The 15521-nt window shown below is 40.2% G+C and carries 9 protein-coding genes and 1 riboswitch; all 9 genes read left to right on the top strand.

Annotation, left to right across the window (positions count from 1 at the left end):
* The first annotated feature begins 311 nt into the window (after positions 1 to 311).
* The 9 genes from EL097_RS09605 (at position 312) to glgA (ending at position 15390) form a co-directional block, all read left to right on the top strand.
* Positions 312 to 3131, top strand: coding sequence for an endonuclease/exonuclease/phosphatase family protein (locus EL097_RS09605; protein ID WP_003047840.1), 2820 nt, complete (start codon positions 312 to 314; stop codon positions 3129 to 3131).
* A 246-nt stretch (positions 3132 to 3377) separates the two neighbouring features.
* Positions 3378 to 3496: riboswitch (PreQ1 riboswitch) on the top strand.
* Positions 3494 to 3997, top strand: coding sequence for a QueT transporter family protein (locus EL097_RS09600; RefSeq protein ID WP_003047843.1), 504 nt, complete (start codon positions 3494 to 3496; stop codon positions 3995 to 3997). Its footprint overlaps the riboswitch before it by 3 nt.
* A 246-nt stretch (positions 3998 to 4243) precedes the next feature.
* Complete coding sequence (ligA, locus tag EL097_RS09595; protein ID WP_003047849.1) at positions 4244 to 6202, top strand: NAD-dependent DNA ligase LigA; 1959 nt, start codon at positions 4244 to 4246, stop codon at positions 6200 to 6202.
* Between the two features lie 13 nt (positions 6203 to 6215).
* Positions 6216 to 7238: a diacylglycerol kinase family lipid kinase gene (locus tag EL097_RS09590; RefSeq protein WP_003047852.1), complete on the top strand. Its 1023-nt coding sequence runs from the start codon at positions 6216 to 6218 to the stop codon at positions 7236 to 7238.
* Between the two features lie 8 nt (positions 7239 to 7246).
* A complete protein-coding gene (gene pulA, locus EL097_RS09585; protein WP_003047855.1) occupies positions 7247 to 9547 on the top strand; it encodes a type I pullulanase in 2301 nt (766 codons plus the stop codon).
* A 130-nt stretch (positions 9548 to 9677) separates the two neighbouring features.
* The gene (glgB, locus tag EL097_RS09580; RefSeq protein ID WP_003047858.1) at positions 9678 to 11558 is read left to right on the top strand and encodes a 1,4-alpha-glucan branching protein GlgB; all 1881 of its coding nucleotides are present in this window, start codon (positions 9678 to 9680) and stop codon (positions 11556 to 11558) included.
* A 133-nt stretch (positions 11559 to 11691) separates the two neighbouring features.
* Positions 11692 to 12831 (top strand): glucose-1-phosphate adenylyltransferase, encoded by a 1140-nt coding sequence (locus EL097_RS09575; protein ID WP_003047860.1) that lies wholly within the window; start codon positions 11692 to 11694, stop codon positions 12829 to 12831.
* Positions 12821 to 13954, top strand: coding sequence for a glucose-1-phosphate adenylyltransferase subunit GlgD (glgD, locus tag EL097_RS09570; protein ID WP_003047864.1), 1134 nt, complete (start codon positions 12821 to 12823; stop codon positions 13952 to 13954). The genes EL097_RS09575 and glgD overlap by 11 nt, the downstream gene beginning before the upstream one ends.
* The gene (gene glgA, locus EL097_RS09565; protein WP_003047868.1) at positions 13951 to 15390 is read left to right on the top strand and encodes a glycogen synthase GlgA; all 1440 of its coding nucleotides are present in this window, start codon (positions 13951 to 13953) and stop codon (positions 15388 to 15390) included. The genes glgD and glgA overlap by 4 nt, the downstream gene beginning before the upstream one ends.
* Positions 15391 to 15521 lie beyond the last annotated feature (131 nt).

Below are 15521 nucleotides of genomic sequence, written 5' to 3'. Positions count from 1 at the left end.
GTATTAATAAAAGAAGCGATAGCATCAATTTAACGGCTCTTTCGTCACTAAAGTTGATGCTTTTTTTGCTGAAAAACGATTAAGTTTCTAAGATTCTTCTTGATTTTTAAGAACTCTTTCTTTTTTTGTCATTATTTCTGCTGCAATGTTTGTTTTTTAGTGAAGTAATTCTCTTTTTTGTTGATATGATAACGATTAAACTTTTAATAACATTAACTTTTTGAAACAAAATGTTAAAAAATGTATTTATTTTACCAATTCTTTTTGTTACAATAAGCATGTATGAAACGCATTAAACAAAAGGAGTTTTTATGTTAAACAGGAAATTTTTCACTTATGCTTCATTGCTAGCGTTGGTTGCTGTTCCTACCGTTGTTGAAGAAGTTGTTTTGCAACAACACCCCGTCTATGCAGAGGAAGTACTTGCTCCTAAGGCAGAAACACCTGCTGTAACTGGTGTTAAAGAGGCAGGTGCTGCAACAACTCCCTTAACAACTATTGAGGACACCAAACCAGCTCCGACGACATCAACTGTTCCACAAGAGGCAGCAGGAATGGGCGCAGAAGAAATGTCTGTCAGTCCTGAAGTATTGGCGAATGCTAATGGTAGCCAGCCGATTTCACAAGTTAGGACTAGCCCTGAAGGAAAACCTTACACTGTAACAGGTAAAATAATCAGTGTTGTCAATGGTTGGGGTGGCAATGGCTTCTACATTCAAGACAGTAATGGTACAGGGCTCTATATCTATCCTGGGAAAGATTTGGGATATGCTAGTGGCGATATTATCCAACTAACAGGTACCCTTACTAATTTCAAGGGTGAGTTACAGCTCAAAAGCATTACTGCCCACAAAAAATTGGAAGGGCAACTTCCTACTCCTGTTAAAGAAACAACTATTCCAGAATTAGAAAAAGCAAACCCGTCCACCCTTGTTAAGTTATCCAATGTAACAGTGGGAGAGATTGCTTCTGATAAGTACGAAACATCTTCCTTTAAGGTTACGGATAAGGACGGTCAGAGTGTGGCGGTACGCTTAGACAACCGTACTGGCATCAAAACATCTGACTTGGCAGCTAAGATTGGTTCAGGTGATGTGATCAACTTGACCGCCATCTTGTCAACAGTTGATGGTAACTTACAATTGAAACCATTTACCCTTGACCAATTTGAAGTGGTAAAACAAGCTGTGAGAAAAGAAGATACTACACCAGTTGGTAAGCTTGTTAAAATTGGAGATATTCAAGGCACTAGCCATACATCGCCACTTCTCAAAAAAGCGGTCACCGTAGAACAGGTTGTTGTCACTTATTTAGACGATTCCACTCATTTTTATGTTCAAGATTTGAAAGGAGATGGCAAGGTCGCGACTTCAGATGGCATTCGTGTTTTTGCTAAAAACGCTAAGGTTCAAGTCGGTGATGTTTTGACCATTTCAGGTGAGGTGGAAGAATTCTTTGGTCGTGGTTATGAGGAACGTAAGCAGACTGATCTTACCATCACTCAAATTGTGGCTAAAACAGTGACCAAAACAGGGACAGCTCAAGTTCCAGCACCGCTTGTTTTAGGGAAAGATCGTGTCGCACCAGCCAATATTATTGATAATGATGGCTTACACATCTTTGATCCAGAAGAAGACGCTATTGATTATTGGGAATCAATGGAAGGCATGTTAGTGGCAGTTGATGATGCTAAAATCCTTGGTCCATTGAAAAATAAAGAAATCTATGTCTTGCCTGGCTCCAGTACAAGACACTTGAATAATTCAGGTGGAGTATTACTTCCAGCCAATTCTTATAACACAGATGTGATTCCTGTTCTTTTCAAAAAAGGCAAACAAACCATTAAAGCAGGCGACTCTTACAAAGGAAGATTAGCTGGGCCAGTATCTTATAGCTATGGCAATTACAAGGTCTTTGTTGATGACAGCAAAAACATGCCAGATTTAATAGACGGTCATTTAAAACCTGAAAAAACAAACTTGCAAAAAGACCTTAGCAAGTTAAGCATTGCTTCTTACAATATTGAGAACTTCTCAGCCAATCCTTCTTCAACTAAAGATGAGAAGGTCAAACGGATTGCCGAATCCTTTATTCATGATCTAAATGCTCCAGACATTATTGGATTAATTGAAGTGCAAGATAATAACGGGCCGATTGATGATGGGACAACAGATGCGACACAAAGTGCGCAACGCCTCATTGATGCCATTAAAAAACTAGGTGGGCCAACCTATCGTTATGTTGATATTGCTCCAGAAAATAATGTTGACGGAGGTCAACCAGGTGGTAATATTCGAACTGGATTCCTTTATCAACCAGATCGCGTCAGCCTTTCTGATAAGCCAAAAGGTGGTGCTAAGGATGCTCTATCTTGGGTTAATGGAGAATTAAACCTCAGTGTTGGTCGAATTGATCCAACCAATGCCGCTTGGAAAGACGTTCGGAAATCATTGGCAGCAGAATTTAGCTTCCAAGGTCATAAAGTCATTGTCGTTGCCAACCATTTGAATTCTAAACGTGGGGATAATGCCCTTTATGGTCGTGTGCAACCAGTCACTTTTAAATCTGAGCAAAGACGTCACGTCTTGGCTAATATGCTAGCACAATTTGCAAAAGAAGGGTCAAAACACCAAGCTAATATTGTGATGTTAGGTGACTTTAACGATTACGAATTTACAAAGACCATCCAATTGATTGAAGAAGGGGGTATGGCTAACTTGGTGAGCCGACATGATCTTGCAGATCGTTATTCATACTTCTATCAAGGAAATAACCAAACCCTTGATAATATGTTAGTTTCACGCAATTTGCTTGGTCACTATGACTTTGACATGGTTCATGTGAATTCTCCATTTATGGAAGCGCATGGTCGTGCGTCTGACCATGACCCATTGTTGCTCCAATTGTCTTTTAAAAAAGCATCAAATGATGAAAAAGTTCTAGTCGTGCCAGCGCCAGCGGCTACTGGTCAGCAAAAGGTGGCAGCAAAACCATTAGCTACTGCTCCTAAGAAAGTAGAAAAAACCTTGCCAAAAGCAGGGGAAAAAGCTGGCTTTGTGATGACTATGTTAGGAATAACCAGCATGTTTGCTTCCTTTAGCCTGTTTGGTAAAGGTAAGGAAAAACAATAAACACGGAAAGTCTTTGAATCCCATAGTGGTTCGTTACAGGTCTGAGAACTATCTCGGGCCTTTTTGTTTCTTGATGGAAGAAGCAGGTGACGTTTTTTAATGGAACCGGCTTAGGAATCAACCAGATTAACTATAGAAGAGAATATAAAGGCCTTGATGCCGTGTGATAGGGAACAAGTGGGGAAGATTTTTGCATTTTGGGATAAAGGAAATGAAATGTGATGGGCTTTGTCAAGATAATCTTTTTGTGGTACAATGTAGCTGTTGCTTTGCAACCCTTGGTGCTTAGTTCCCTTTCACCAAGCATATTAGAAACGTAGGTAGATCCGTTGAGGACTATCCTGACGTCAAAGGAGAAAAAAATGCTTACATTAACCGTACGTGACTATGTTCACATTGCTTTGGTGGCTGCTCTATATGTGGTCCTAACCATTACCCCACCCTTAAATGCTATTTCTTATGGCATGTATCAATTTCGAGTATCTGAGATGTTGAATTTTCTAGCTTTTTACCATCGTAAGTACATTATTGCAGTGACTTTGGGATGTATGATTGCTAATTTTTACAGCTTTGGGCTGATTGATGTCTTTGTTGGTGGCGGATCGACCCTTGTTTTTGTCACTTTGGGAGTGATTTTATTTGGCAAGTATCAAAGAGATTATCTCTTTAATGGTCTCTTTAACAAGGCATTCTTTTACTTTTCGTTTTTTTTCGCAGCTTCTATGCTTACCGTAGCGATTGAATTGTATTTCTTTGGGGCTCCATTCTTTTTGACTTGGTTCACCACAGCTGTGGGAGAATTGGCTTCGCTTCTGATTGGCTCGCTCATTATTGATAAGCTAGCTAAGCGTATCACCTTTTATTAACGACTGATAAACTGATATTGAGAAGAGTTAGGCAAATGCCCAGCTCTTTTTTGTTAACTTTTCAAGCTTGGTATAAACTAATGATTTATACGAGTGACTGGTCTTTATTTTTAGTTTTTTTAAGCAAAGAAAAGCTATTGTGGGGTTCTCAGGTTGGTTTTTGGGGTGTGGTTTTTCAAATATCTTTTTTATTTTCTTCCGACAAGGAAATAGCTTATTTTCCTTCTTTTATGATAAAATAAGGATATGAAAAAACGCATAAGAGAACTGACAGAGTTGCTTAATCGCTACCGCCAAGAATATTATACCAATGATGCCCCCTCTGTTTCAGACAGTGACTACGATAAACTTTATCGAGAATTAGTTGCTCTTGAAAAAGACTATCCAGAGTATGTTTTGCAAGATAGTCCTACTCAGCAGGTTGGTGGAACCATCCTAACCGGTTTTGAGAAATATCAGCACCAGTATCCGCTTTTTAGTTTGCAGGATGCTTTTTCACGTGAGGAGCTAGATGCATTTGATAAGCGTGTCAAGGCTGAATTTCCGAATGCCACCTATTTAGCAGAATTAAAAATTGATGGCTTATCTATTTCCTTGAGTTATGAGAATGGCCTCTTACAGGTTGGGGCAACACGGGGCGACGGCAATATCGGTGAGAATATTACAGAGAATATCAAAAAAATTAAGGATATTCCTCACCAATTGAGTGAACCTTTAACCATCACTGTTCGAGGAGAGGCTTACATGTCTCGTCAGTCTTTTAAAGCTATTAATGAAGAGCGCCAGGAAAATGGGGAAACCGAATTTGCCAATCCTAGAAATGCTGCTGCGGGTACCTTGCGACAATTAGATACAACTGTCGTTGAAAAACGCCAATTAGCTACTTTTTTATATCAAGAAGCTAGCCCGACCAATCGAAGCCAACAAGATGAAGTGTTAGCTGAGTTAGCTGATTTAGGATTTTCAGTTAATCCGCGCCGCTACTTGTCCTCGTCCATGACTGAGATTTGGGACTTTATCCAAACTGTAGAAGCAAAACGAGATCAATTGGCTTATGATATTGACGGGATTGTCATCAAGGTGAATAGTCTAGCCATGCAAGAAGAGCTAGGGTTTACGGTTAAAGCCCCACGCTGGGCCATTGCCTACAAATTTCCAGCAGAGGAAAAAGAAGCGGAAATCCTTTCGGTTGATTGGACAGTGGGACGAACAGGTGTGGTCACGCCTACAGCTAATTTAACACCGGTCCAACTCGCGGGGACAACCGTTAGTCGTGCCACTCTGCATAATGTGGATTATATTGCAGAAAAAGACATTCGTATTGGCGATACAGTGATTGTATATAAGGCAGGGGATATTATTCCTGCTGTTTTACGTGTGGTCTCTGATAAACGTCAGGATCAAGTGCCGATGTGGCTTCCAAGCCAGTGCCCATCTTGTCAGAGTGACTTAGTTCATTTTGAAGACGAAGTGGCTCTGCGCTGTATTAATCCCCTATGCCCAAGTTTAATCCAGAGGAGCTTGGAGCATTTTGCTAGTCGTAATGCCATGAATATTGCTGGCTTAGGTCCGGCTGTTGTGGAAAAACTCTTTTTGGCAGGGTTTGTCCACGATGTGGCTGATATTTATAGGCTTACCAAAGATGACTTGCTGCAGTTAGAAGGCATTAAGGAAAAATCGGCTGAGAAATTACTAGCTGCTATCGAAGTATCCAAAGCGAATTCGGCTGAAAAATTATTGTTTGGTCTAGGGATTCGTCATATTGGTGCCAAGGCCAGTCGGCTCATTTTAGAGACTTATGGAGATTTGACTGCTCTTTTGTTTGCAACAGAAGAGCAGATTGCTGCTATCGATGGACTCGGGACAGTCATTGCCAAATCGCTTGTCCAGTATTTCCAGCAAGAAGCTGCGGCTCTATTAATAGAGGAACTAAGAACTGCAGGAGTAAACCTGATCTATTTGGGGCAAAAAGTTGATAGCAGTGCGGAACTTTTTGGGCTAACGGTTGTTTTGACAGGTAAGTTAGAAAAGCTGAACCGTAACGAAGCCAAGGCCAAATTAGAAGCTTTGGGTGCTAAGGTTACCAGCAGTGTGTCTAAGAAAACGGATTTGGTAATTGCAGGTAGTGATGCTGGTTCTAAGTTGGAAAAGGCACAGAATTTAGGGATTAGAATTGAGGGTGAAGATTGGCTATGCCAGCTTTAAGTGAGGTAATATTATGAAAAAGCAAATGAGAGCACGTCTCATTTATAACCCAACATCAGGACAAGAAATCATGAAAAAAAGTGTTCCTGAAGTGTTGGAGATCTTGGAAGGATTTGGTTATGAAACATCTGCCTTTCAAACAAAGGCAGAAAAGCATTCTGCTTTAAAAGAAGCTAGGAGAGCAGCGGAAGCTGGGTTTGATTTGCTGATTGCTGCTGGCGGTGATGGTACTATTAATGAAGTGGTTAATGGGATTGCTCCCTTGAAAAAACGTCCTAAGATGGCTATTATTCCAACAGGAACAACCAATGATTTTGCCAGAGCCTTGAAAGTACCAAGAGGTAATCCTAGCCAGGCAGCGAAATTAATTGGTAAAAACCAAACCATTCAAATGGATATTGGCAGGGCTAAGAAAGACACCTATTTTATCAATATTGCTGCAGCAGGGAGTTTGACTGAGTTAACCTACAGCGTCCCAAGTCAGTTAAAAACCATGTTTGGCTACTTGGCTTATCTTGCCAAGGGAGTTGAATTGTTGCCTCGTATCAGCAATGTTCCTGTTAAAATTACCCATGATCAAGGTGTTTTTAAAGGGGAAGTTTCCATGATTTTTGCAGCCATTACCAATTCTGTCGGTGGCTTTGAAATGATTGCCCCTGATGCCAAACTAGACGATGGGATGTTTACCTTAATTTTGGTAAAAACTGCCAATCTTTTTGAAATAGTCCGTCTCTTGCGGTTGGTTTTGGACGGCGGTAAACATATTACAGATCGGCGCGTGGAATATATTAAAACCAGTAAGATTGTTATTGAACCCCAATCTGATAAGCGCATGATGATTAATTTAGATGGAGAATATGGCGGTGATGCCCCAATTACTCTTGAGAATCTGAAAAACCATATTACCTTCTTTGCGGATACTGATTTGATTTCTGATGACGCCTTAGTATTAGACCAAGAAGAGTTAGAAATTGAGGAAATCGTGAAGAAATTTGCTCATGAAGTTGAAGACTTAGAACAAGAACTGGAGGAGTAAGGCAAGTGATGGATAATACCATTATCGTTCATTACCATAGTCGTCAAGGCAATTACTTTAATTTAAGTTTGTGGCAGTGGCAAGATGGAAAATGGGGAAAAGATGCCTATTTTTCTCGATTTGACAGTTTTGGGGCAGTGGCTCATGTGAACTATCCTGCTCCTTACTTTTTAAGCCATGCCTATGTGATTGTTAAAGATCAATTTTGGAAACATAAGACCATTGATTATCGCATTGACCGTGATTACGGTATTCCTAAAACAGAAGTCTGGTTGGTTGATGGTGATGACACTGTTTATTATTCAAGGCAGGCAGCCGTTGCTAGTCGCTCCTATGGGCGACGGGTGGCGCATTCTTTTGATATGGCGGTTAACAGTAAAGCTTTTGATAAGCGCTGGGGATTTAGTGGTTGGCTTGGATTTCGTTACCAAGACAACCAAACAACTTTCCGGCTCTGGGCGCCCACAGCTGAACGGGTGGACCTTATTTTATATGATTCAACAGCTGAACGTGCCAGTGTAGCAAGGGTTGTACCTATGGTGCGTGGTCAAAAAAGTCATCCCGATGACCATTCTCAAAATACTCATGGTGTGTGGGAGTTATGTCTAGAAGGGGATTATAACTATCAAGCCTATCGTTATCGCGTGTATTACCGTAAGCGAACTTTTAGAGATACGCGAGATCCTTATGCGATTGCAACAACTGCCAACGGTAGGCGTTCTATTGTTATTGACCCCAACCATCTAAAACCGGACGGATTTAGTGTCAAACAGGGAGAAGAAGCTACTTGGCGACTAGATAATCCTAATCAGGCGGTTATCTATGAAATGCATGTGCGCGATTTCTCAAAATCTGAGACTTCAGGTGTCAGTCCATTGCATCGTGGTAAATTCAAAGGATTGATTGAAAAAGGCACGCGCAATGAATTTGGGGACAAAACCTGTTTTGATTATGTGACGTCACTAGGAATTACCCATATCCAGCTACAACCTCTTTTTGACCACCATCAAGTCATTGACGAACAAGGAGAATATGCCTATAACTGGGGCTATGATCCTGAAAATTATAATGTGCCTGATGCTAGTTTCACCAGTAATCCTCATGAACCTGCTACACGCATTTTAGAATTAAAAGAAGTGATTCAGGCTTACCATGATGCTGGTATCAACGTTATTATGGATGTGGTGTATAACCATACCTTCTCATCAAGAGATTCCGCTTTCCAACTAGCAGTTCCTGATTATTACTACCGAATGAATCCGAATGGGACTTTCCAAAACGGGTCAGGATGTGGCAATGAAACAGCCAGTGAAAAGGAGATGTACCGTAAGTACATGATTGACTCTATTCTTTACTGGACTAAGGAATTTAACATTGATGGTTTTCGTTTTGATTTAATGGGGCTACACGATGTTGAAACCATGAACCTTATCCGCCAAGAATTGGATAAGATTGACCCAAGAATTCTTGTCTTTGGAGAAGGCTGGGACATGGGCGTAGGCCTTGCTCCTGAGGACAAGGCTAAAAAAGATAATGCCCATAAGATGCCTGGCATTGGCTTCTTTAACGATGACCAACGTAATGCTGTTAAGGGTGCAGAAGTTTATGGTACTTTTGAAGAAGGTTTTGCCTCTGGTGCGCCAACAGAAGACATTGTCGCCAAAGCCATTTTAGGTAGTGATGAATTGGTTCACTACCTATCACCTAGCCAGGTAGTCAATTATGTAGAAGCTCACGATAATTACAACCTGAATGATTTGTTCTGGGCGTTGAATCCAAACGATAATAAAAAAGACCATACTAAACGCATTCAATTAGCTTCAGCTATGAACATCTTGATGCAGGGGATATGCTTTATGCAAATTGGTCAAGAATTTTTAAGAAGCAAATTATACCCAACTGGAGAGCGTGGCGAATTGACCCACGCTGACAAAGAAAGAGCGATGAATTCTTACAATGCTCCTGATCAGGTCAATCAGATTGATTGGAAACAGGTGACGATCGAAAAAGAAACCGTCACTTTTATGAAAAAATTGATTTTTTTGAAAACAAAAACACCCCTATTTTCATATCAAACTTTTGAAGAGATTCGCCGTCATGTCTATATTGAAAAAGCTGACAGAGACACTGGTTTTATCAGCTTTACAGTGGATGATAAAAGAAAATACAAGGTAATTTTCACAATCTTAAGGAAACGCTTGCAATCATGTCCTAAGCATGTTATAATTGAAACAAACGATAAGCGCTTTCAAAATGATGAGTTACTCATGAATCAGTTGACGGCGATGATCCTTGATATCACAGAATAACCTGAGGTTTCTCAGGTTATTTTTGTTTTTCAGGAACTGATGTTGTTTAAAACCTTTGATGTATCTGAGGAATGCTGCCTACAAGGCACCTCTGAATCACAAAGAGTGAACATTAAGAGAGGGTGATGGAATGGATAATGAGTTAGCGCTGTATACATTTGGTACTGGTGACAATATCTACTTACAAGATTATTTAGGGGTTCATCGGGTTAAAACCGATCATAAAGTAGCTTATGTATTCAGGGTTTGGGCTCCAAATGCAGAAGAAGTTAGTCTTATCGGTGATTTTACGAACTGGAAAGAAAGCCCCCTTGCCATGATAAAACATGAAGCAGGGGTTTGGGAAGTCACTACGGCCCTTGCTAAAGAAGGCGATATTTACAAATATTTAGTTAAACGTCAAGGTGGCCATCTGGTTGAGAAAATAGATCCGCTTGCTTTCTTGTTTGAGGCTAGGCCAGGAACAGGTGCTATTGTGAAAACCTTGCCTGATAAAAAATGGAAAGATAGCTTATGGATGGGGCGTCGGAAACGCTTTGGTTTCAAGAAAAGACCTGTTAATATTTATGAAGTTCATGCCAATTCGTGGAAAAAAGACGAGACAGGCAAACCATACGACATGTCACGCTTGAAAGAAGAGCTCATTCCTTACCTCAAAAAGATGAACTACACCCATGTTGAATTTTTGCCCGTTATGACTCATCCTTTGGACATGAGTTGGGGGTATCAACTAATGGGCTACTTTGCCTTTGATGCGACCTTTGGAAGACCAGAAGATTTTCAGGATTTTGTAGAGGCCTGTCACCTGAACAATATTGGAGTGATTGTTGACTGGGTACCGGGGCATTTTACCCAAAATGATGATGCCTTGGCATATTTTGATGGGACACCAACATTTGAATACCAAGATCATCACCGAGCCCATAATTATGGCTGGGGTGCTTTAAATTTTGATTTAGGGAAAAATCAGGTGCAATCTTTCTTAATCTCCAGTGCCTTATTTTGGTTAGAAACCTATCATATTGATGGTATTCGAGTAGATGCCGTTAGTAATATGTTGTACTTGGACTATGACCAAGGTCCGTGGACGCCTAATATTCATGGGGGGAATCAAAATCTTGAAGGTATTGCCTTTCTTCAAAAACTCAATCGAGTAATCAAAGAACATCATCCAGATGTTATGATGATTGCAGAAGAGTCCTCCTCAGCAACACCTATTACCAGCTCGATTACAGAAGGCGGTCTAGGCTTTGACTACAAATGGAACATGGGTTGGATGAATGATATTCTACGTTTTTATGAAGAAGACCCTTATTACCGTCAATTTGATTTTAACCTCCTAACCTTTAGTTTTGTTTATTGTTTCAATGAACGCTATATCTTACCTTTTTCTCATGACGAGGTGGTTCACGGAAAGAAGAGCATGATGCACAAAATGTGGGGAGACCGTTATAATCAATTTGCAGGGCTCCGTAATCTTTATGCCTATCAAATCTGCCATCCAGGTAAGAAACTACTATTTATGGGTTCTGAATTTGGGCAGTTTTTAGAATGGAAGTATAATGACCAGCTAGAATGGCATGACTTAGAGGATCATTTTAATGCGAAACTGCAATTCTTTACAGCTGAATTGAATCAATTCTACAAGGACCATAATATGTTATGGCAAAATGACGAAACCTATGATGGGATTGACATCATTGATGCTGATAATAAAGAAGAATCAGTTCTATCTTTCTGTCGAGTCAATAACAAAGGGGAATTGTTGTTGTGTATCTTTAACATGACGCCTGTTGAACGACCAGGCTTTACGATTGGTGTGCCTCTTGCTGGTACTTACGAAGAGGTTTTCAACACCGAATTGGAATGTTATGGCGGCGTTTGGAAAGAACACAACCCAATTACCAAGACAGTCAAAGACGCTTGGAAAAATTACAACCACACCCTATCTTTTACCCTGCCAGCGCTAGGGGCCAGCATCTGGAAAGTGAAGCGTCGTCAAAAAGATTAATTAGGAGATGCTGATGAGAGAAGAAAGTTTCGGGTAGGCAATGTGGCATTCAAGATCTAGTGATAAAAATGAGAATTTTTTGAAAATTACTCTTGATAGAGTCATGTGATGACCGTCGCGAAAGGAAATCTAAATGAAGAATGAAATGTTAGCTTTAATCTTAGCGGGAGGACAAGGAACCCGTCTTGGAAAATTAACGCAGAGTATTGCTAAGCCGGCTGTTCAATTTGGTGGCCGCTATCGGATTATTGATTTTGCCTTGTCGAATTGTGCCAATTCAGGCATTCATCATGTAGGAGTAATTACCCAGTACCAACCCTTAGCCCTCAATAATCATATTGGTAATGGTTCTTCATGGGGCTTAGATGGGATTAATGCTGGAGCGACTATTCTCCAACCCTATTCTGCTACGGAAGGAAACCGCTGGTTCCAAGGAACTAGCCATGCCATTTACCAAAATATTGATTACATAGACAGTATTGATCCAGAATATGTCTTAATCCTATCTGGTGACCATATTTATAAGATGGATTATGATGATATGCTCCAAAAGCACAAGGACAATATGGCTAGTTTAACAGTTGCTGTTATTGACGTGCCTTTAAAAGAAGCAAGCAGATTTGGTATCATGAACACAGATACCAACGATCGTATCGTCGAATTCGAGGAAAAACCAGTTCATCCCAAATCAACCAAAGCTTCTATGGGGATTTACATTTTCAATTGGAAACGTCTCAGAACCATGTTGGTTGACGCTGAGAAAAATAATATCGACATGTCTGACTTTGGTCAAAATGTTATTCCTTCCTATTTGGAAACAGGTGAACGTGTTTATAGCTATAATTTTAAAGGCTATTGGAAAGACGTTGGGACCATCGAATCACTTTGGGAAGCAAACATGGAATACATTGGTGAAGAAAATGCCTTAGATAGTCGTGATCGTTCATGGAAGATTTATTCTAAAAACCATATTGCCCCACCAAACTTTATCGCTGAAGAAGCAGACGTGTCGGACTCACTTGTGGTTGATGGTAGTTTTGTTTCAGGTAAAGTTGAGCACTCCATCTTATCAACCAATGTTCAGGTGAAAAAAGGAGCTCAAGTCAAGGATTCCTTTATCATGAGCGGTGCGATTATTGGAGAGGGTGCTCAAATTACGCGTGCCATTATCGGTGAAGGAGCCGTTATTGGAGACGGTGTCGTGATTGATGGAACAGATGATGTCCAGGTAGTTGGTTACAATGAAGTAGTGGGGGTTTCAAATGAAGATTGATAAATACACAGCTATTTTAGGGAGTTCGATTGGCTTTGCGGAAATGAAAGGTTTAACAGACTCTCGCCCCTTAGCTAATTTACCATTTGATGGGAAATACCGCCTCATTGATTTTCAGCTATCTAATCTAGCTAATGCAGGAGTTAGAAGTATTTACGGGATTTTCCGTGGTCAGAATATCCGTTCTGTCTTTGACCATATTCGTTCTGGTCGGGAATGGGGTCTTAATTCCTTATTGAGTCACTATTTCTTAGGTTTTTATAACACTAAGGAAGATTCTAAAGAAGCCGACAAGGATTATTATGAGCAAATCCTAACTTATTTAAAACGGTCTGGCTCAGATCAGACCATCTATATGAGTTGTGATATTCTATGCAATATTGAATTGGATCAGGTCATTCACCTGCATAATGCTAATAAGCGTCATCTGACAGTGGTTTATAAAAAAATGCCATCTCAGTCTATTTCATCTGCTAATGATATTTTAGATATTGACGAAACAGATACGGTGATTCAAAGACGTCAGGTTTCAAGCAATCAGGACTTTGAAAAAATGTCAGCAGGTATCTATATTATTGATACACCTTGGTTGATTGAACAAATGGAGAAAGAGGCTCAAAAAGAAAAACCACAAAAATTACGTTTCTTACTTCGAGATTTAACAGTTTCTGAAGGAGCCTTGGGCTTTGAATATACTGGCTACTTGGCTAATATCCATTCAGTCAAATCCTATTTTGATGCCAATATGGATATGCTTGACCCGCAAAAATTCTATTCCCTTCTTTACGCCAACCAAAAGGTGTATACCCGTGTTAAAAATGAAGAATCCACTTATTTTGATCAAACTTCAGAGGTGAAAAATTCTCAGTTTGCCTCAGGCAGTATTATTAAAGGTTATGTGGAGCATTCCATTGTGTCACGTAATTGCCGTATCGAGATTGGAGCACAGGTCAAAAATAGTATTTTATCACCCAAAGCTATTATTGGAGAAGGAGCTAAGATTGAAAATGCGATTATTGATAAGTCAGTTGAGGTTGCCCCGGGCATTACCATTAAAGGAACATCAGAAGAACCAATGGTTGTGGCTAAAGGAACTAAAGTTGTTGAGGATATGATTAGATGAAAATAATGTTTGTGGCGGCAGAAGGAGCTCCTTTTGCCAAAACGGGCGGCCTAGGAGATGTGATTGGCGCCCTACCGAAATCGCTTGTTAAGAATGGTCATGATGTTTCAGTCATCTTGCCATACTACGATGTTGTTGACCAAAAATTCGGTAATCAGGTAGAAGATATTCTCTATTTTTACACACAAGTAGGATGGCGCCGTCAATATGTCGGTCTTAAAAAAGTAGTGAGAGACCAAGTGACCTTCTATTTTATAGATAATCGGTATTATTTCTTTAGAGGAAAGGTTTATGGTGATTGGGATGACGGCGAACGCTTTGCTTATTTCCAGCTAGCAGCCATTGAAGCCCTAGAAAAACTTGGTGTTATCCCAGATGTATTACATGTGCATGACTATCATACAGCTATGATTCCTTTCTTATTAAAAGAGAAATATCATTGGATTGAAGCATACCGAGCTATTAAGACCGTCTTTACCATTCATAATATTGAATTTCAAGGCCAATTTGACCCAGGAATGTTGGGTGATTTATTTGGTGTTGGTTCAGAACGTTATGATGATGGTACGCTGCGCTGGGATAGTTGTCTCAATTGGATGAAGGCAGGGGTGCTCTACGCTGATCGTGTGACAACTGTATCTCCTTCGTATGCTGGTGAAATCCAAACCCCAGATTTTGGAAAAGGCTTGGACCATTTAATGCGAATGGAATCGGGCAAGCTATCAGGTATTGTGAATGGGATTGACACAGAGTTGTTCAATCCTGAAACAGATCCTCACTTAGTAGCTCACTTTTCGGCAACTGATTTATCAGGAAAATCAGTCAATAAAAGAGCCTTACAAGAAAAATTGGGACTTCCTGTGCAAGAAAATGTTCCTTTAATCGGTATCGTTTCGCGATTGACCGACCAAAAAGGCTTCGACTTGGTAGTACAGGAGTTGGACAACCTGCTTCAGCAAGATATTCAGCTGGTTGTCTTAGGGACAGGCTACAAAGATTATGAAGATGCTTTTAGCTGGTTTGGACACGTTTACCCTGAAAAACTATCGGCTAATATTACCTTTGACCTAGGCTTAGCTCAGCAGATCTATGCTGCCTGTGACCTTTTCTTAATGCCAAGTGCCTTTGAACCCTGTGGTTTGTCACAAATGATGGCCATGCGTTACGGAACTATTCCAGTTGTTCATGAAATTGGGGGATTAAAAGATACGGTTATTCCTTATAATCCATTTGACAAAACAGGAACAGGATTTGGCTTTAATCATTTTTCAGGCTTTTGGATGATCAATACCCTCTTGTTCGCCTTGGATTGTTATCGTCATTATCCCGAGGACTGGAAGGCGCTTCAGCAAAATGCCATGACAAGTGATTTTTCATGGGATACTGCTAGTCTGGCTTACTTAGACCTGTATCAAAGTTTGGGTTCAGTTAGGTAAGTTCTATTGCACTGCTGAAAAACAATAATCTGTTATCAAAATATAATAAGACCAGAGAAAGGGCGTAAGCCGTTTCAGATTGAGGAAAACGTCCATTTAGGACAATTTTTCTTCAATCTTTTTTACTCTTC

It is taken from the genome of Streptococcus canis, from assembly GCF_900636575.1.
GTDB classification, from domain to species: domain Bacteria; phylum Bacillota; class Bacilli; order Lactobacillales; family Streptococcaceae; genus Streptococcus; species Streptococcus canis.
The sequence above is the reverse complement of the archived record's forward strand: the minus strand, read 5'-3'. Positions and strand labels throughout refer to the sequence as shown.